At 46.7% G+C, this 18,469-nt stretch carries 16 protein-coding genes; 13 read left to right on the forward strand and 3 right to left on the reverse strand.

The window, feature by feature from the left end; translation table 11 throughout:
• Window positions 1-21: 21 nt before the first annotated feature.
• Both BEA93_RS10440 and nanC read right to left on the reverse strand, forming a co-directional pair.
• On the reverse strand, window positions 22-1,128 hold the full coding sequence (locus tag BEA93_RS10440; protein WP_105224538.1) for an N-acetylneuraminate epimerase: 1,107 nt from the start codon (window positions 1,126-1,128) through the stop codon (window positions 22-24).
• A 19-nt stretch (window positions 1,129-1,147) separates the two neighbouring features.
• Window positions 1,148-1,864, reverse strand: a complete 717-nt coding sequence (gene nanC, locus BEA93_RS10445) for an N-acetylneuraminic acid outer membrane channel NanC (RefSeq protein WP_000709387.1) — start codon at window positions 1,862-1,864, stop codon at window positions 1,148-1,150.
• A gap of 1,466 nt (window positions 1,865-3,330) precedes the next feature.
• On the opposite strand from nanC, the gene fimB reads away from it, so the two are divergent.
• From fimB to fimH, 9 genes are all read left to right on the forward strand, one after another.
• Entirely contained in the window at window positions 3,331-3,933 is a 603-nt protein-coding gene (fimB, locus tag BEA93_RS10465; RefSeq protein ID WP_000790567.1) for a type 1 fimbria switch DNA invertase FimB, read from the forward strand.
• 479 nt (window positions 3,934-4,412) lie between these two features.
• Entirely contained in the window at window positions 4,413-5,009 is a 597-nt protein-coding gene (gene fimE / locus BEA93_RS10470; protein ID WP_000044701.1) for a type 1 fimbria switch DNA invertase FimE, read from the forward strand.
• Between the two features lie 479 nt (window positions 5,010-5,488).
• Window positions 5,489-6,043: a type 1 fimbrial major subunit FimA gene (gene fimA / locus BEA93_RS10480; RefSeq protein WP_105224537.1), complete on the forward strand. Its 555-nt coding sequence runs from the start codon at window positions 5,489-5,491 to the stop codon at window positions 6,041-6,043.
• A gap of 66 nt (window positions 6,044-6,109) precedes the next feature.
• Entirely contained in the window at window positions 6,110-6,649 is a 540-nt protein-coding gene (locus tag BEA93_RS10485) for a fimbrial protein (protein WP_000831509.1), read from the forward strand.
• Between the two features lie 36 nt (window positions 6,650-6,685).
• Window positions 6,686-7,411, forward strand: coding sequence for a type 1 fimbria chaperone FimC (gene fimC / locus BEA93_RS10490; RefSeq protein WP_001517673.1), 726 nt, complete (start codon window positions 6,686-6,688; stop codon window positions 7,409-7,411).
• Window positions 7,412-7,477: 66 nt separating this feature from the next.
• Window positions 7,478-10,114: a fimbrial usher FimD gene (gene fimD, locus BEA93_RS10495; protein ID WP_105224536.1), complete on the forward strand. Its 2,637-nt coding sequence runs from the start codon at window positions 7,478-7,480 to the stop codon at window positions 10,112-10,114.
• Window positions 10,115-10,123: 9 nt separating this feature from the next.
• Window positions 10,124-10,654, forward strand: a complete 531-nt coding sequence (fimF, locus tag BEA93_RS10500) for a type 1 fimbria minor subunit FimF (RefSeq protein WP_000837649.1) — start codon at window positions 10,124-10,126, stop codon at window positions 10,652-10,654.
• A 12-nt stretch (window positions 10,655-10,666) separates the two neighbouring features.
• Window positions 10,667-11,170 (forward strand): type 1 fimbria minor subunit FimG, encoded by a 504-nt coding sequence (fimG, locus tag BEA93_RS10505; RefSeq protein WP_000872022.1) that lies wholly within the window; start codon window positions 10,667-10,669, stop codon window positions 11,168-11,170.
• Window positions 11,171-11,188: 18 nt separating this feature from the next.
• Window positions 11,189-12,091, forward strand: coding sequence for a type 1 fimbria D-mannose specific adhesin FimH (fimH, locus tag BEA93_RS10510; protein ID WP_105224535.1), 903 nt, complete (start codon window positions 11,189-11,191; stop codon window positions 12,089-12,091).
• Window positions 12,092-12,275: 184 nt separating this feature from the next.
• Here fimH and gntP read toward each other — a convergent pair whose 3' ends face one another.
• The gene (gene gntP / locus BEA93_RS10515) at window positions 12,276-13,619 is read right to left on the reverse strand and encodes a gluconate permease GntP (protein ID WP_000558241.1); all 1,344 of its coding nucleotides are present in this window, start codon (window positions 13,617-13,619) and stop codon (window positions 12,276-12,278) included.
• 339 nt (window positions 13,620-13,958) lie between these two features.
• Between gntP and uxuA the strand changes: the two genes are divergently transcribed.
• From uxuA to iraD, 4 genes are all read left to right on the forward strand, one after another.
• Window positions 13,959-15,143: a mannonate dehydratase gene (gene uxuA, locus BEA93_RS10525; RefSeq protein ID WP_001517676.1), complete on the forward strand. Its 1,185-nt coding sequence runs from the start codon at window positions 13,959-13,961 to the stop codon at window positions 15,141-15,143.
• Between the two features lie 80 nt (window positions 15,144-15,223).
• The gene (locus tag BEA93_RS10530) at window positions 15,224-16,684 is read left to right on the forward strand and encodes a fructuronate reductase (RefSeq protein ID WP_105224534.1); all 1,461 of its coding nucleotides are present in this window, start codon (window positions 15,224-15,226) and stop codon (window positions 16,682-16,684) included.
• 214 nt (window positions 16,685-16,898) lie between these two features.
• A complete protein-coding gene (gene uxuR, locus BEA93_RS10535) occupies window positions 16,899-17,672 on the forward strand; it encodes a Uxu operon transcriptional regulator (protein ID WP_000833695.1) in 774 nt (257 codons plus the stop codon).
• Between the two features lie 409 nt (window positions 17,673-18,081).
• Window positions 18,082-18,465 carry an anti-adapter protein IraD gene (gene iraD, locus BEA93_RS10540; protein ID WP_010378341.1) on the forward strand — a complete coding sequence of 128 codons (384 nt, stop codon included), beginning with the start codon at window positions 18,082-18,084 and terminating at the stop codon, window positions 18,463-18,465.
• The last annotated feature ends 4 nt before the right edge of the window (window positions 18,466-18,469 follow it).

Genomic DNA, 18,469 nt, shown 5'->3' on the forward strand with positions numbered 1-18,469 from the left:
CTTTACTGGAGCCCTGAAAAGTTAGTTTTGCACAGTAACTTTATTATCTTTCACTGAGAGCAACACTGAATCCGCCACTGCTTTACCACCCGCAGTTTCACCGCCAATAATCAATAGACTATTATTCCAGGGCAATGATACTCCGTAGGCCCGACCTTGCGTCAGTTCGCCAGATTTCTCCCATTTCCCGTTATGCCAAAGATGAATATCAGCGCTATACGATTTTTTCAGGCCTTCATGCGCATAGTTCTTACCGTTCTGGTAATTTTCCCGTGAACCTTTAAATCCGGCTCCTCCGGCAAATATAAGAGAGTCATTGCTAATACCAGCAAAACCGCCAGCTACGCCATCCGGTGAGGAGACGGGAGAAAGTTTATTCCATTTTATGTTATTGCTGGTGAAATCAAGCTCAAATACAGCATCAGTTCGCAATCCTGGTTTTGCCTCGCCATTAATAAGCCAGGTTTTATCACCTTTATTTGCTACCGCCGCTCCAGCCGTACCGTACCAGGGAGATTCACCAGCATAACTCCATTGCTGTGTAGAGGGATCAAAAGACAACAGAAACTTATTGAAGAAATAATCTTCTGCTTTTTTGTCAAAATAGTTGGCGTTGATTTTATCTATAGTCTTTGAATCTTTTCCAGCCTCATTGAGATCTTCAAAATAGCCATTGAAGATATTCTGGTTAACACCGCCAGTAACATAAGCCTTGCCGTTGTGTACAAAAGTCACATGACCCGCCATGCCCATCGGTGCGTGTGACATCAATTTAACCCAGGTATTGGTTTCGGGATTATATTTGTGTACGTCGTTGAACACCTGAGTTAACCCATCTCTGTTTTTACCAACACCGCCAAATACATACAAATTACCATCAATAAATGCAGAGGTTGCTTGATCTCTCGGGCCAGCCGGGAATTCCGCCAGGGCTATCCATTTCTTATCTTTGGCTTGCGTATCCAGCTTGTACCATGCTGCTCCTGCGCTACCTAAACCAATGTAGACAGTGTTGTTATCAATCACTCCAGTACCGCTTTTAAAAGGCACAGGGGTTTCTGGTAATACAGACGCGTTTGCGGCAAATGAAGCCATTATGATAGCAAGTGCCATTATTTTTTTATTCATTGTGACTGTCTCCTGTCTACTACAGTTTAAATGACACACCAATGCGATAACTGTTTTCAGATAAATTATCTCTACCGTTGTAAACACCCTGACGGTCAAGGTAGTCATATTCTATGTATGGCGTAATATCTGGCGTCATATGGTATTGTAGAACAAATGCATTTTCCGTCGCCCATTTCTTATGGTTTGCATAGCGATAATCGTTTTGTTTGCTGTATAGCGTTGTTTGCCAGGCGAAGGTGAAATCACTATTAATATGGTAAGTGACATATCCATCCCAACGATGAACGTTATCACGAGACATATCGCCGGATAAGTCTTGCTGTCGGTAGGCTTTCCAGTCGTAACGATAGCGAATGCCAAAATTGAGATCTTTTGTCGCATCCCAGGACAGTTTTACGTAAGGTCCGTAGCGTGTACCGTTGCTGCTAAAATGGGTTAACATTCCCGGGCGCACAGTCCATTGATCATCAAGTTTTATTGCGTAATTAACTTCGACCTGAACATCATTGAGTGCGGCATTTTCTTTTTTATTATCATGAATAGTGTTCCAGGTATTACTTTCAAGACTTGCCCACCATCCATTTTGCCATCCCTCACTGACTTTGAGTCGAGTTTCATAAGCATGGCTCCCACTACGATATCCACCACGGACGTCCAGTGTTGCAGCCTGAGAAATTAATGGCGACGAAAAGCAGAGTAATAATACGCCAGAAAGTATTTTAGCCTTTTTCATAAATTTCACTCATTTGTAGGATACAGAAAGTAATACAAAGCCCGCATAAACAATTAGCATTTATGTCGTGTAATATTTTTTGCTAGGCTTATAGTGTCTTTGGCAGCGGATAGCTGTATTTTATATTTTTTGTATAAGGTCTCCTGTGAAAATTCACTTTCCACATTATTTAAATATACAGAGGACCAGATTAAATACCTGAGTATAAAATCTCTTCTGATGTTTAATTGATTTGAATGTTCGTAAGCTATATCACTTACTCAATCCATTTTACCCAGAGTCATAAAATAGATTGTTTGTTGATCTCATTTTCATACTCCTTTCAGACTGAAGTGCGTTTTCATCACCCGATGAGAAAGAACTGAAGTGATGTTTGTCATAGATTGCGAGATGCCCAGCTTCATTTACTGTCTTGGCGAACCTTTATACCTGTTATACCAGATCAAAAATCACACAATCCATACAACAAAACCAGATTTGCAATTCGTGTCACAAAATATGTCGATATTTTTCTAAGAAGAAGATGCTATGTGAAGCCAGATGACCACTTGCGGAGCTCTTCATAAACCAAAGGTTTTTCTTTAATTATTTGTTTTATATGTTATTTATTTTTAGTTCAAACAGGAGGCGATTTGCAAGATAACTCAGCGGGCATGGTAAAGATAAGTGTCTATCCGCCATCAGACTGGGCATAATTCTCATCATGAAATATGTTTCCTGCTTTGTGGCACGTAGCTGGGAACTCCCGGAGTTGTTCCGGGCAGGCTTGTTGATGTTCAGCACGCATCGGTATTTTCAGGATGATGTTTCAATCCGTTTGTTGCCGTATCACCCGGCGAATAGCTGTGAGTCAGGAAGGTTTAAGTCGTAGTGACCAAAGCTATCTTTAGCAACGAATGCAGATGGAAAAAGCGTGTCCTGGCTTTCCTCATATCTTCGGGAAATACACAGTATGAAAAAGGGATGTAACAACCTCACAGCATGAGTTTACAAACCAAAGGATAATAATGGCTAGGAAACTAAGCATTAGCATGATAATAGCCACCTGAAAATTACCGGTTTCTATGAAATAGCAATTATGCGGAAAAACAGAGTTGACTAATAATGTTATGTGTGAGATGGCTGACAGAAGCAATATTAAATTTTTATGATGATTTGCTTGTTACAGAAGATATCACATGATATATAGATAAGAATAGTTATATTGATCATGAGGTTTATTATTGGATTTCGTCTTACGCTGATAAATATATTAATGAACATAGCATACAAGAGCATATAGCGTTTGTATGGCAAAGTTATTATAAGTAACTATCGCCACTCCATTTTAGTTCATTCAAAAGAGCTGATCCACTTGCGTTAGTCATTACACAAACGTTCGCTTTTATAAACATAATCAGGGCTAAATGTTGGGCTGATAATAACCCAGTACAGCTAGTGCGTGTCTGCAATTATAAGGGAAAACGATGAAGAATAAGGCTGATAACAAAAAAAGGAACTTCCTGACCCACAGTGAAATCGAGTTACTCCTTAAAGCAGCAAATACCGGGCCTCATGCTGCACGTAATTATTGTCTGACTTTACTTTGTTTTATTCATGGCTTCCGGGCGAGTGAAATTTGTCGATTGAGAATTTCAGATATTGATCTTAAGGCAAAGTGTATATATATCCATCGATTAAAAAAAGGCTTTTCAACGACACACCCGCTCTTAAACAAAGAAGTTCAGGCTTTAAAAAACTGGTTGAGTATGCGTACTTCTTATCCACATGCTGAGAGCGAGTGGGTGTTTTTGTCACGCAAGGGGAATCCTCTTTCTCGTCAACAGTTTTATCAAATCATCTCTACTTCAGGTGATAATGCTGGATTATCACTAGAGATTCATCCTCACATGTTACGTCATTCATGTGGTTTTGCTTTGGCGAATATGGGAGTAGATACACGGCTTATCCAGGATTATCTTGGCCATCGTAATATTCGTCATACTGTCTGGTATACCGCCAGTAATGCAGGGCGTTTTTACGGTATCTGGGATAGCCCCAGAGGTCGGCAACGCCATGCTGTTTTATAAAAACGGATGAGATACCATGGATGGTGTTAAAAACCACATTATTCTTACGATGTATCAATAATAATTAACCATTTATTAATTGATGTTATTGTAAGTATAATCATTAATTATCAGAATAAACATTGGTTTAACCACAACCATACAAACCACAATGGTTTTATTTTTTTAAAATAAACAAACAAAATCATTCATAAATTTACACATCACCTAAGTTCTTACCTCATTGTGTTTTTTTCTTTATTTTTTAAGCAACTGGAAGTTAATTCTGTTTACTCTATTGTTATATTGAATTAAATCAATGAAAATAGATTTTGTCACATCAGTGATATTTTATTTTTGTATGATATTTAATGTGAACGTCTGATAATCGCTCAATGTCGTGTGTGATTATCTTTTTATCTATTGGGCTAATTTTAACCGATTGAGGTTTTCCTATAGGTATTCATTCAAATATAACCCAGTTCAGGAGTACTACTATTGTGAGTAAACGTCGCTATCTTACCGGTAAAGAAGTTCAGGCAATGATGCAAGCGGTTTGCTATGGGGCAACGGGAGCCAGAGATTATTGTCTTATTCTGTTGGCATATCGGCACGGGATGCGTATTAGTGAGCTACTTGATCTTCATTATCAGGATCTTGATCTCAATGAAGGCCGGATAAATATTCGTCGGCTGAAGAACGGATTTTCTACTGTCCATCCACTACGTTTCGACGAGCGTGAGGCTGTAGAACGCTGGACCCTTGAACGTTCTAACTGGAAAGGTGCTGACCAGACCGATGCCATATTTATTTCTCGTCGTGGAAGCCGACTTTCTCGCCAGCAGGCCTATCGCATCATTCGTGATGCGGGTGTTGAAGCTGGAACCGTGACGCAGACTCACCCTCATATGTTAAGACATGCTTGCGGTTATGAACTGGCCGAGCGCGGTGCAGATACTCGTTTAATTCAGGATTATCTGGGGCATCGAAATATTCGCCATACTGTGCGTTATACCGCCAGTAATGCCGCACGTTTTGCCGGATTATGGGAAAGAAATAATCTAATAAATGAAAATTTAAAAAGAGAAGAGGCTTAATGTAACCTATTGATAAAAAAATAAAAAATTAGATTAATACAAGACAATTGGGGCCAAACTGTCCATATCATAAAAAAGTTTTGTGTTTTTTCTCAAGCATAAAAATATAAAAAATCGACGAAAACCAGCTAACCATTTGATATGTAAATTATTTCTCTTGTAAATTAATTTCACATTGCCTCCGCGTTACGTAAAGATAGCGTTTCTGACTCTCGAAGCAACTTCCTCATTCTTCTCTTCAAAAACCACCTCAGATAGCATAAAAATCTATAAAATCAATTAAATAAAGTTCATTAATCCAACGAATAAACTAAATAAGTAAGCGAGCGATGCTTTCCTCTATGAGTCAAAATGGCCCCAAATGTTTCATTTTTTGGGGGAAAACTGTGCAGTGTTGGCAGTCAAACTATCTATCTGAACAAAGTGTACAGAACGACTGCCCATGTCGATTTATACGTAGATTTAAAAAGGAAAGCAGTATGAAAATTAAAACTCTGGCAATTGTTGTTCTGTCGGCGCTGTCCCTCAGTTCTACAGCGGCTTTGGCCGATACTACTCCCACGACGGTAAATGGTGGGACCGTTCACTTTAAAGGGGAAATCGTTAATGCTGCTTGTGCGGTTGATGCGGGTTCTGTTGATCAAACCGTTCAGTTGGGCCAGGTTCGTACTGCTACTCTGAAGCAGGCTGGAGCAACCAGCTCTGCTGTCGGTTTTAACATTCAACTGAATGATTGCGATACTTCTGTTGCAAGCACAGCCGCTGTTGCCTTCTTGGGCACAGCGATTAACAGCAACAATCCTACAGTACTGGCTCTGCAGAGTTCTGCTGCAGGTAGCGCAACAAACGTTGGTGTGCAGATCCTTGACAGAACAGGCACTGCGCTGACGCTGGACGGTGCGACATTTAGTGAGCAAACAACCCTGAATAATGGCACTAACACCATTCCGTTCCAGGCGCGTTATTATGCAATCGGCGAGGCAACCCCGGGTGCTGCTAATGCGGATGCAACCTTCAAGGTTCAGTATCAATAATCCACTCAGGTTTTAGGGAAATAATTATGGGCAAGGATGCCCGCTCCCTGCGCGATAAAAATAACGATGAAAAGGACGAAATTATTTCTAGTAGCGTCGTTACTGCCGATGTTTGCACTGGCCGGAAATAAATGGAACACCACGTTGCCCGGTGGAAATATGCAATTTCAGGGCGTCATTATTGCGGAAGCTTGCCGGATTGAAGCTGGTGATAAACAAATGACGGTCAATATGGGGCAAATCAGTAGTAACCGGTTTCATGCGGTAGGGGAAGATAGCGCCCCGGTGCCGTTTGTTATTCATTTACGGGAATGTAGCACGGTGGTGAGTGAACGTGTGGGCGTGGCGTTTCACGGTGTCGCTGATGGCAAAAATCCGGATGTGCTTTCTGTGGGTGAGGGGCCGGGAATTGCAACCAATGTTGGTATTGCCTTGTTTGATGACGAGGGAAACCTCGTACCGATTAATCGTCCACCAATACACTGGAAACGGCTTTACTCAGGCGCGACTTCGCTACATTTCATTGCTAAATATCGCGCAACAGGGCGTTGGGTTACTGGCGGCATGGCTAATGCTCAGGCCTGGTTCTCCTTAACCTATCAGTAATTGTTCAGCAGATATTGTGATAACAGGAACAGGACAGTGAGTAATAAAAACGTCAATGTAAGAAAATCGCAGGAAATAACATTCTGCTTACTGGCAGGTATCCTGATGATCGTTGCAATGATGCTTGCCGGACGCGCTGAAGCGGGAGTGGCATTAGGTGCGACTCGCGTAATTTATCCGGCAGGGCAAAAACAAGTTCAACTTGCCGTGACAAATAATGATGAAAATAGCACTTATTTAATTCAATCATGGGTAGAAAATGCTGATGGTGTAAAGGATGGTCGTTTTATCGTGACGCCACCTCTGTTTGCGATGAAGGGAAAAAAAGAGAATACCCTGCGTATTCTTGATGCCACAAATAATCAATTGCCGCAGGATCGGGAAAGTTTGTTCTGGATGAATGTAAAAGCGATTCCGTCAATGGATAAATCAAAATTGAACGAGAATACGTTACAGCTCGCGATAATCAGCCGCATTAAACTCTATTACCGCCCGGCTAAATTAGCGTTGCCACCCGATCAGGCCGCAGAAAAATTAAGATTCCGTCGCGGCACAAATTCTCTGACGCTGATTAACCCGACACCCTATTACCTGACGGTAACAGAGCTTAATGCCGGAACTCGGATTCTTGATAATGCATTGGTGCCTCCAATGGGCGAAAGCACGGTTAAATTGCCTTCTGATGCCGGAAGCAGCATAACTTATCGAACAATAAATGATTATGGTGCACTTACCCCAAAAATGAAGGGCGTAATGGAATAACGCAGGGGGAATTTTTCGCCTGAATAAAAAGAATTGACTGCCGGGTGATTTTTAACCGGAGGAATAATGTCATATCTGAATTTAAGATTTTACCAGCGAAACACGCAATGCTTGCATAATCGTAAGCCTTGTCTGGCTGGTTTTTTTATCCGGCTCTCTGTTGCCTGTGCATTTGCTGCACAGGCACCTTTTTCATCTGCCGAACTCTATTTTAACCCGCGCTTTTTAGCGGATGATCCTCAGGCTGTTGCCGATTTATCGAGTTTTGAAAATGGACAAGAATTACCGCCGGGAACGTATCGTGTCGATATCTATATGAATAATGGTTATATGGCGACACGAGATGTCACGTTTAATACGGGGGAGAGTGAACAAGGGATTGTCCCTTGTCTGACACGCGCACAACTCGCCAGTATGGGGCTGAATACGGCCTCTGTTTCCGGTATGAATCTGCTGGCGGCTGATGCCTGCGTACCATTAACTTCGATGATCAATGAAGCCACTGCGCATTTAGATGTTGGCCTGCAGCGGCTTAACCTCACGATCCCGCAGGCATTTATGAATCAGCGTGCGCGTGGCTATATTCCACCAGAGTTGTGGGATTCAGGTATTAATGCCGGATTACTCAATTATAACTTCAGTGGAAATAGTGTGCAGAATCGGATTGGGGGTAACAGCCATTATGCATATTTAAACCTGCAGAGTGGATTAAATATTGGTGCGTGGCGTTTACGCGACAATACTACCTGGAATTATAACAGTAGCGGCAGTTCATCAGGTAGCAAAAATAAATGGCAACATATCAATACCTGGCTTGAGCGAGACATAATTCCGTTACGTTCTCGCCTGACGTTGGGCGATGGTTATACCCAGGGCGATATTTTCGATGGTATTAACTTTCGCGGCGCACAGTTGGCCTCAGATGACAATATGTTACCCGATAGCCAGAGAGGATTTGCCCCGGTGATCCACGGTATTGCACGTGGTACTGCACAAGTATCTATTAAACAGAACGGGTATGACATTTATAATAGTACGGTGCCACCGGGGCCTTTTACTATTAATGATCTCTATGCCGCAGGTAATAGTGGTGACTTGCAGGTAACGATTAAAGAGGCCGACGGCAGCACACAGATCTTTACCGTACCCTATTCGTCAGTACCGCTCCTGCAGCGTGAGGGACATACACGTTATTCCATTACGGCTGGAGAGTACCGCAGTGGTAATGCGCAACAGGAAAACCCCCGCTTTTTCCAGAGTACGTTACTCCACGGCCTCCCGGCTGGCTGGACAATATACGGCGGTACTCAACTGGCGGATCGTTATCGTGCTTTTAATTTCGGTGTCGGGAAAAACATGGGGACATTGGGGGCTCTGTCCGTGGATATGACGCAGGCTAATGCCACACTTCCCGATGAAAGTCAGCATGACGGACAATCAGTGCGTTTTCTTTATAACAAATCGCTCAATGAGTCAGGCACGAATATTCAGTTAGTGGGTTACCGCTATTCGACCAGCGGATATTTCAATTTCGCTGATACAACATACCGCCGAATGAATGGCTACAACATTGAAACGCAGGATGGTGTTATTCAGGTTAAGCCGAAATTCACCGACTATTACAACCTCGCTTATAACAAACGCGGAAAATTACAACTTACTGTCACTCAGCAAGTTGGGCGCACATCAACACTTTATTTGAGTGGTAGCCATCAGACTTATTGGGGAACGAGTAATGTCGATGAGCAATTCCAGGCCGGATTAAATACCGCATTCGAGGATATCAACTGGACGCTCAGCTATAGCCTGACGAAAAACGCCTGGCAAAAAGGACGAGATCAGATGTTGGCTCTTAACGTCAATATTCCTTTCAGCCACTGGCTGCGTTCTGACAGTAAATCTCAGTGGCGACATGCCAGTGCCAGCTACAGCATGTCACACGATCTCAATGGTCGGATGACCAACCTGGCCGGTGTATACGGTACGTTGCTGGAAGACAACAACCTCAGCTACAGCGTACAAACCGGATATGCCGGAGGTGGCGATGGGAATAGCGGAAGTACAGGCTACGCAGCGCTGAATTATCGCGGCGGTTATGGCAATGCCAACATAGGTTACAGCCATAGCGATGATATTAAGCAGGTCTATTACGGAGTCAGCGGTGGGGTATTGGCCCATGCCAATGGCGTAACGCTGGGGCAGCCGTTAAACGATACGGTTGTGCTGATTAAAGCGCCTGGAGCAAAAGATGTAAAAGTCGAAAACCAGACAGGTGTTCGTACCGACTGGCGCGGTTATGCCGTGCTGCCTTATGCCACTGAATATCGGGAAAATAGAGTGGCACTGGATACCAATACCCTGGCTGATAACGTCGATTTAGATAACGCGGTCGCTAACGTTGTTCCCACCCGTGGGGCAATCGTGCGAGCAGAGTTTAAAGCGCGCGTTGGGATAAAACTGCTCATGACGCTGACCCACAATAATAAGCCGCTGCCGTTTGGTGCGATGGTCACATCAGAGAGTAGCCAGAGTAGCGGCATTGTTGCGGATAATGGCCAGGTTTACCTCAGCGGGATGCCTTTAGCGGGAAAAGTTCAGGTGAAATGGGGAGAAGGGGAGAATGCTCACTGTGTCGCAGATTACAAACTGCCACCTGAGAGTCAGCAGCAGTTATTAACCCAGCTATCAGTTGAATGTCGTTAAGGGGGCGTGATGAAAAGCAAACCTTTTTATCTTCTGTGCGCTTTTTTGTGGCTGGTTGTCAGTCACGCTTTGGCTGCGGATAGCACGATTACTATCCGCGGCTATGTCAGGGATAACGGCTGTAGTGTGGCAGTTGAATCAACCAATTTTACCGTTGATTTGCTGGAAAATGCGGCGAAGCAATTTAACAACATTGGGGCGACGACTCCGGTCGTTCCTTTTCGTATTTTGCTGTCACCCTGTGGTAATGCCGTCTCTGCTGTAAAGATCGGATTTACCGGTGTTGCAGATAGCCATAATTCCAACCTGCTTGCACTTGAAAAGACTGTGTCAGCGGCTGCGGGACTGGGAATACAGCTTCTGAATGAGCAACAAAATCAGATACCACTTAATGCCCCATCGTCCGCGATTTCGTGGACGACCCTGACGCCGGGTAAACCAAATACGCTGAATTTTTACGCCCGGCTAATGGCGACACAGGTGCCTGTCACTGCGGGGCATATCAATGCCACGGCAACCTTCACTCTTGAATATCAGTAACTGGAGATGCTCATGAAATGGCGCAAACGTGGGTATTTATTGGCGGCAATGTTGGCGCTCGCAAGCGCGACGGTACGGGCAGCCGATGTCACCATTACGGTGAATGGTAAGGTCGTCGCCAAACCGTGCACAGTTTCCACCACCAATGCCACGGTTGATCTCGGCGATCTTTATTCTTTCAGCCTGATGTCTGCCGGAGCGGCATCGTCCTGGCATGATGTTGCGCTTGAGTTGACGAATTGTCCGGTGGGAACGTCCAGAGTCACCGCCAGTTTCAGCGGGGCGGCTGACAGCACCGGATATTATAAAAACCAGGGAACCGCGCAAAACATCCAGTTAGAGCTACAGGATGACAACGGCAACACATTGAACACCGGCGCAACCAAAACTGTTCAGGTGGATGATTCCTCTCAATCTGCGCACTTTCCGTTGCAGGTCAGAGCATTGACGGTAAATGGTGGTGCCACCCAGGGAACCATTCAGGCAGTGATTAGCATCACCTATACCTACAGCTAACCCGAAGAGATGATTGTAATGAAACGCGTTATTACCTTATTTACTGTACTGCTGATGGGCTGGTCGGTAAATGCCTGGTCATTCGCCTGTAAAACCGCTAATGGTACGGCTATCCCTATTGGCGGCGGCAGCGCCAATGTCTATGTTAACCTTGCGCCCGCAGTGAATGTGGGGCAAAACCTGGTCGTGGATCTTTCGACGCAGATCTTTTGCCATAACGATTACCCGGAAACCATTACAGACTATGTAACACTGCAACGAGGTTCAGCTTATGGCGGCGTGTTATCTAATTTTTCCGGAACCGTAAAATATAATGGCAGTAGCTATCCTTTTCCTACCACCAGCGAAACGCCACGCGTTGTTTATAATTCGAGAACGGATAAGCCCTGGCCAGTGGCGCTTTATCTGACGCCTGTCAGCAGTGCGGGCGGAGTGGCGATTAAGGCTGGTTCATTAATAGCCGTGCTCATTTTGCGCCAGACCAACAACTATAACGGCGATGATTTCCAGTTTGTCTGGAATATTTATGCCAATAACGATGTGGTGGTGCCTACCGGTGGTTGTGATGTTTCTGCGCGAGATGTCACCGTCACTCTGCCGGACTACCCCGGCTCGGTGCTGATTCCTCTTACTGTTTATTGTGCGAAAAGCCAAAACCTGGGGTATTACCTTTCAGGTACAACCGCAGATGCGGACAACTCGATTTTCACCAACACGGCGTCGTTTTCGCCAGCACAGGGCGTCGGCGTGCAGTTGACGCGCAACGGTACGATTATTCCAGCGAATAGCACTGTGTCATTAGGGGCAGTAGGGACTTCAGCGGTAAGTCTTGGGTTAACGGCAAATTACGCACGTACTGGAGGGCAGGTGACTGCAGGTAATGTGCAGTCAATTATTGGTGTGACTTTTGTTTATCAATAAAGAAATCACAGGGGTTGCCAATGCGAGTACGCAATATTTGCCTGATGGCTATCAGGCTTACAAAACCTGTATGTTAGCTTTTTGTAGGCCAGATAAGACGCGCCAGCGCCGCATCTGGCATAAACAAGGCGCACGTTGCCAACCATCCGAACTGAGCCTGCCAATGGCAGGCTCTGATATTCCTTTACGCCACCATACTGATAATCAACACAATAATCAGCCCAACCACGGAGTTGACCAGCTCCAGCAGACCCCAGGTTTTCAGGGTGTCTTTTACTGACAGATCAAAATAACCTTTGAACAGCCAGAAAGAGGCATCGTTAATGTGGGTAAGGGTGTTGGAACCCGCGGCAGTTGCCAGAACCAGCAGCGCCGGATTTACACCAACCAATTGACCGGTTGCCGGATCAAGAATTGCGGCACTGATAATCCCCGCGGCGGTCATCGCTGAAACGACACCCTGACCAGTCGCCAGACGAATCAGCACGGTGATCAGCCACGCCATGATGTATGGAGAAATGTTGCCGTGCGACATCAGCATGCCGATGGTGTCACCAATGCCTGTGTCGATAATGGTTTGCTTCAGCACGCCGCCTGCACCGATGATCAGAATCACCATCGCAATACTTTTTACCGCGCTTTCAAAGGCGTTCATCACCCACTGCATGTCGTGGCCGCGTGCGGTGCCAAAGAGTACGAACGCAACCACCATCGCGATAAACATCGCAATTGGGGAGGAACCAATAAAGTTAACCACTTCCCATGCCGGTGTGTCTTTTACTAACCAAATATTAGCGATGGTGGTGGAGATCATAATGATCGCCGGGATCAACGGCACAAGAATGGAAATGCCGAAAGAGGGCAGGTTATTCATATCTACCGGTTGATCCGCTTTCAGGAATGACGGCGTTGGGCGCTCAAGATTACCGAGAAACTTCGGCAGGATCAGCCCCGCACAGATAACGCTGGGAATAGTCACCAGCACGCCATAGATGTAAACCATCCCCATATCTGCGCCGTAAGCATTGACCAGCGCCACCGGACCCGGCTGCGGTGGGAACAGTGAATGTGCGGTGGTTGCAGCCGCTACTGCCGGGATAGCCAGTTTCAGGAAGGGAATTTTAGCTTCGGCGGCAATCACGATCACCAGCGGTGCCAGCATGATAAAGGCCACTTCATAGAACATCGCCAGACCGAAAATCAGGCCGATGATGATCACCGATATCTGAACATAGCGCAGGCCGAGACGCGCCAGCAGCGTGTGCGCTATCTGGTGAGCCGCACCAGAGTCAACCATCAGCTTACCGATGACCGCACCGAACACCACGATGATCGCCAGTTCCCCCAGCGTGTTGCCAAAGCCCGCTTTCATGGTGTGCAGCAGCGACATCAGATCCATACCCGCCAGCATCCCAACGGACAACGCTGCCACCAGCAAAGCCACCATCGAGTTGATCTTGAACTTCAAATTCAGTACCAGCATCAGGCCGATGCCGAATACCACCCAAAGAATGTTAAGCACATGCATAACGTTTTACCTTACCTGGTTGAACCATTGCTATTTTGGGCGACATGTTATGCAAATTGGTCAACCATTGTTGCGATGAATATCACATCCCCCGATCAATAACCGCTGAATACCCTTTGCTGTAATTTGCATCAACCTGTGTGAGAGTGGATTTCTTGTGATGTGGTTAACCAATTTTAGAATTCGGGTTGACATGTCTTACCAAAAGGTAGAACTTATACGCCATCTCATCCGATGCAACGCCACGGCTGCGGTCTGGTTGTTCATCCGGATACCTAAACAACTCCGGGGTTCCGCGTCTCTTCGCTGTGGAACCCGCTATGTGAAAGAGGAAATATCATGGAACAGACCTGGCGCTGGTACGGCCCTAACGATCCGGTTTCTTTAGCAGATGTCCGTCAGGCGGGCGCAACTGGCGTGGTTACCGCGCTGCACCATATCCCGAACGGCGAAGTATGGTCCGTTGAAGAAATCCTCAAACGCAAGGCTATCATTGAAGACGCGGGCCTGGTGTGGTCTGTCGTGGAAAGCGTGCCAATTCACGAAGATATCAAAACTCACACTGGCAACTATGAGCAGTGGATTGCTAACTATCAGCAGACCCTGCGCAACCTGGCGCAGTGCGGCATTCGCACCGTGTGCTACAACTTCATGCCGGTTCTCGACTGGACCCGTACTGACCTCGAATATGTGCTACCGGATGGCTCCAAAGCACTGCGCTTCGACCAGATCGAATTTGCTGCATTCGAAATGCACATCCTGAAACGTCCAGGCGCAGAAGCGGATTACACCGAAGAAGAAATTGCTCAGGCAGCAGAACGCTTCGCCACCATGAGCGATGAAGACAAAGCGCGTCTGACTCGTAACATCATTGCGGGTCTGCCGGGCGCGGAAGAAGGCTACACCCTCGATCAGTTCCGTAAGCACCTGGAACTGTACAAAGATATCGACAAAGCCAAACTGCGCGAAAACTTTGCTGTCTTCCTGAAGGCGATCATTCCGGTTGCGGAAGAAGTTGGCGTGCGCATGGCTGTTCACCCGGACGATCCGCCGCGCCCGATCCTCGGCCTGCCGCGCATCGTTTCCACCATTGAAGATATGCAGTGGATGGTTGACACCGTAAACAGCATGGCGAACGGTTTCACCATGTGTACCGGTTCTTACGGCGTGCGTGCTGACAACGATCTGGTTGATATGATCAAGCAGTTTGGTCCACGTATTTACTTCACCCATCTGCGTTCCACCATGCGTGAAGAAAACCCGAAAACCTTCCACGAAGCGGCGCACCTGAACGGTGACGTTGATATGTACGAAGTGGTGAAAGCGATCGTTGAAGAAGAGCACCGTCGTAAAGCGGAAGGCAAAGAAGACCTGATCCCGATGCGTCCGGACCACGGTCACCAGATGCTGGACGACCTGAAGAAGAAAACCAACCCTGGTTACTCCGCTATTGGTCGTCTGAAAGGCCTGGCCGAAGTTCGCGGTGTCGAACTGGCGATCCAACGCGCTTTCTTTAGCCGTTAATACTCACCGGCATGGCTTCGCGCCGTGCCGGTTCCTTCTTCCTTGCCGTCACTCTCTGAAGACGGATTCTGGAGTTTACGATGACTACTATTGTTGACAGCAATCTGCCGGTTGCCCGCCCGTCATGGGATCATTCTCGTCTGGAATCACGCATTGTGCATCTCGGTTGCGGGGCGTTCCACCGCGCGCACCAGGCGCTGTATACCCACCATTTGCTGGAAAGCACCGACAGCGACTGGGGGATCTGCGAAGTTAACCTGATGCCAGGTAACGACCGCGTGCTGATCGAAAACCTGAAAAAACAGCAACTGTTGTATACCGTGGCGGAAAAAGGCGCAGAAAGCACCGAGCTGAAAATTATCGGTTCGATGAAAGAAGCGCTGCACCCTGAAATCGACGGTTGCGAAGGCATTCTGAACGCGATGGCGCGTCCGCAGACGGCAATTGTTTCCCTGACGGTCACGGAAAAAGGCTACTGTGCCGACGCGGCAAGCGGTCAGTTGGATCTCAATAACCCGCTGATTAAGCACGATCTGGAAAACCCGACCGCGCCGAAGTCTGCAATTGGTTACATCGTAGAAGCCCTGCGTCTGCGTCGTGAAAAAGGGCTGAAAGCTTTTACGGTGATGTCTTGCGACAACGTGCGTGAAAACGGTCATGTGGCGAAAGTCGCAGTACTGGGACTGGCTCAGGCTCGTGATCCGCAACTGGCGGCATGGATTGAAGAGAACGTGACTTTCCCGTGCACAATGGTTGACCGCATTGTTCCGGCGGCTACTCCTGAAACATTGCAGGAAATTGCTGACCAGTTGGGCGTTTACGATCCGTGTGCCATTGCCTGCGAGCCGTTCCGTCAGTGGGTGATTGAAGATAACTTCGTCAATGGTCGCCCGGACTGGGATAAAGTCGGCGCACAGTTCGTTGCGGACGTTGTTCCGTTCGAAATGATGAAACTGCGTATGCTTAACGGCAGTCACTCTTTCCTGGCGTACCTCGGTTACCTCGGTGGTTATGAAACCATCGCTGATACCATGACCAACGCGGATTATCGCAAAGCAGCCTTTGCTCTGATGATGCAGGAACAAGCGCCGACGCTGTCGATGCCGGAAGGTACAGACCTGAACGCGTATGCGACGCTGCTGATCGAGCGTTTCAGCAACCCGTCTCTGCGTCATCGCACCTGGCAGATTGCGATGGACGGCAGCCAGAAGTTGCCGCAGCGTCTGCTGGATCCGGTTCGCTTGCATTTGCAAAACGGCGGTAGCTGGCGTCATCTGGCACTCGGCGTCGCGGGCTGGATGCGTTACACCCAAGGGATTGATGAGCAAGGCAACGCCATCGACGTGGTCGACCCGATGCTGGCGGAGTTCCAGAAGATCAACGCGCAATATCAGGGGGCGGAACGTGTGAAAGCTCTGCTGGGTCTGAGCGGTATTTTTGCCGATGATCTGCCGCAGAACGCGGACTTTGTTGGCGCGGTGACGACTGCATATCAGCAACTGTGCGAACGTGGTGCGCGTGAGTGCGTGGCTGTTCTGTAACTGACTGATTACCCTACAGACTGACTGGTCAATCAAATTTATATTTGGTTGACCAGTTTTCGTTTTTTTGCCCACCTGTACGTGCCAACTTCCAGTGCAAATGGTATAGTTTGAGATTAACGGGTGCCGTAAAATTGCCCGTTGTAGGCCGGATAAGGCGTTCACGCCGCATCCGGCAAAAATTTGATTAACCGCACCTAACGGACACAACACCATGAAATCTGCCACCTCTGCGCAAAGACCTTACCAGGAAGTCGGGGCAATGATCCGCGATCTGATCATTAAGACGCCGTACAATCCTGGCGAACGGCTGCCGCCGGAGCGTGAGATCGCAGAAATGCTCGACGTCACGCGTACTGTGGTACGTGAAGCATTGATCATGCTGGAGATCAAAGGGCTGGTAGAAGTACGCCGTGGTGCCGGTATCTATGTTCTTGACAGTTCCACCAGTAAGAGTGCGGACAGCGCAGATGTTAACGCCTGCAACGACGCTGGTCCTTTTGAGCTGTTACAGGCGCGCCAGTTGCTGGAGAGCAACATAGCCGAGTTTGCCGCCTTGCAGGCAACACGGGAAGATATTGTGAAAATGCGCCAGGCATTGCAGCTTGAAGAACGCGAACTGGCTTCCAGTGCGCCGGGCAGCAGCGAAAGCGGTGACATGCAGTTTCACCTCGCCATTGCCGAAGCAACCCATAACAGTATGCTGGTGGAGTTGTTCCGTCAGTCCTGGCAGTGGCGGGAAAACAATCCGATGTGGATCCAGTTGCACAGCCATCTGGATGACAGCTTATACCGCAAAGAGTGGCTGGGCGATCACAAACAGATCCTCGCGGCGTTAATCAAAAAAGACGCCCGTGCGGCGAAGCTGGCAATGTGGCAGCATCTGGAAAATGTGAAACAGCGTTTGCTGGAATTTTCCAACGTCGATGATATCTATTTTGATGGTTATCTCTTTGACTCCTGGCCATTGGATAAAGTTGACGCCTGAACCCTTATTTCTGGTGCAAAGTTGAGCTGCTTTGCACCGGGTCTTGTAGCCATGTAATAACATATATTATTAATAATAAACTATGAGTAATTTAATAATTACTTATTACATATCTTTTATAAATATTATATCTCTATTTAAATCTGAGTAATCATTCGGAATAATCAAAATATATTGATTTGTTTCTATCTGATTTAGTGATTTTTATCAAATTATATCTTTTTAAATAAAAAGTAAGTGGATCTTCATTTCTGTTCAGGGTCTTATACTTCGCGGGCAAGAATTAGGCCTGTATCAGTCACGGACGTAATGAGCAAAAAGGAATGACTATGGAAAATGAGCATCAACTCAGTGGTATCCTGCCGTCAGGGCAAGATATCGATGCCGCTAAACGTCAGGAGTGCGCAAAATGATGCGCCAATTACTTCAGACCGTATTACCTGAAAAAACAGGAAGCAATACATCATTGCTGCGTGATTCCGTATGCCAGGATCTCTTTCAACTTTTTAATTCTCCTCATTCACCGCTACCAACATTACTTGTTTCTGGCATGCCTGAGTGGCAAGGGCATAATAAGTGCGACAAACGTCTCCAGAGTTGGTATTGCCGCCAGTTGCGTTCCGCTCTTTTATTTCATGAACCACGTATTGCAGCATTGCAGGTGAGTCTGAAAGAAGTATATTGCCACGATCTGGCAATCAGTCTGGAGATGATGCTGTACCACGACGATGAACCGCTAACATTGGAATTGATCTGGCAGAGTAATGGCTGGTGTTGCTTGATGCCGCAGTAAACAG

The organism is Escherichia sp. MOD1-EC5950 (assembly GCF_002965345.1).
In the GTDB taxonomy this organism is placed as follows: Bacteria; Pseudomonadota; Gammaproteobacteria; order Enterobacterales; family Enterobacteriaceae; genus Escherichia; species Escherichia marmotae.

What these genes read in the sequence shown, in the direction of transcription:
- BEA93_RS10530 (WP_105224534.1), top strand. Translation starts at nt 15,224, where the DNA reads ATGACTACTATTGTTGACAGCAATCTGCCGGTTGCCCGCCCGTCATGG.
- fimG (WP_000872022.1), top strand. Translation starts at nt 10,667, where the DNA reads ATGAAATGGCGCAAACGTGGGTATTTATTGGCGGCAATGTTGGCGCTC.
- fimB (WP_000790567.1), top strand. Translation starts at nt 3,331, where the DNA reads ATGAAGAATAAGGCTGATAACAAAAAAAGGAACTTCCTGACCCACAGT.
- iraD (WP_010378341.1), top strand. Translation starts at nt 18,082, where the DNA reads ATGATGCGCCAATTACTTCAGACCGTATTACCTGAAAAAACAGGAAGC.
- fimA (WP_105224537.1), top strand. Translation starts at nt 5,489, where the DNA reads ATGAAAATTAAAACTCTGGCAATTGTTGTTCTGTCGGCGCTGTCCCTC.
- gntP (WP_000558241.1), bottom strand. Translation starts at nt 13,619, where the DNA reads ATGCATGTGCTTAACATTCTTTGGGTGGTATTCGGCATCGGCCTGATG.
- fimF (WP_000837649.1), top strand. Translation starts at nt 10,124, where the DNA reads ATGAAAAGCAAACCTTTTTATCTTCTGTGCGCTTTTTTGTGGCTGGTT.
- uxuA (WP_001517676.1), top strand. Translation starts at nt 13,959, where the DNA reads ATGGAACAGACCTGGCGCTGGTACGGCCCTAACGATCCGGTTTCTTTA.
- nanC (WP_000709387.1), bottom strand. Translation starts at nt 1,864, where the DNA reads ATGAAAAAGGCTAAAATACTTTCTGGCGTATTATTACTCTGCTTTTCG.
- BEA93_RS10440 (WP_105224538.1), bottom strand. Translation starts at nt 1,128, where the DNA reads ATGAATAAAAAAATAATGGCACTTGCTATCATAATGGCTTCATTTGCC.
- uxuR (WP_000833695.1), top strand. Translation starts at nt 16,899, where the DNA reads ATGAAATCTGCCACCTCTGCGCAAAGACCTTACCAGGAAGTCGGGGCA.
- fimH (WP_105224535.1), top strand. Translation starts at nt 11,189, where the DNA reads ATGAAACGCGTTATTACCTTATTTACTGTACTGCTGATGGGCTGGTCG.
- fimD (WP_105224536.1), top strand. Translation starts at nt 7,478, where the DNA reads ATGTCATATCTGAATTTAAGATTTTACCAGCGAAACACGCAATGCTTG.
- BEA93_RS10485 (WP_000831509.1), top strand. Translation starts at nt 6,110, where the DNA reads ATGAAAAGGACGAAATTATTTCTAGTAGCGTCGTTACTGCCGATGTTT.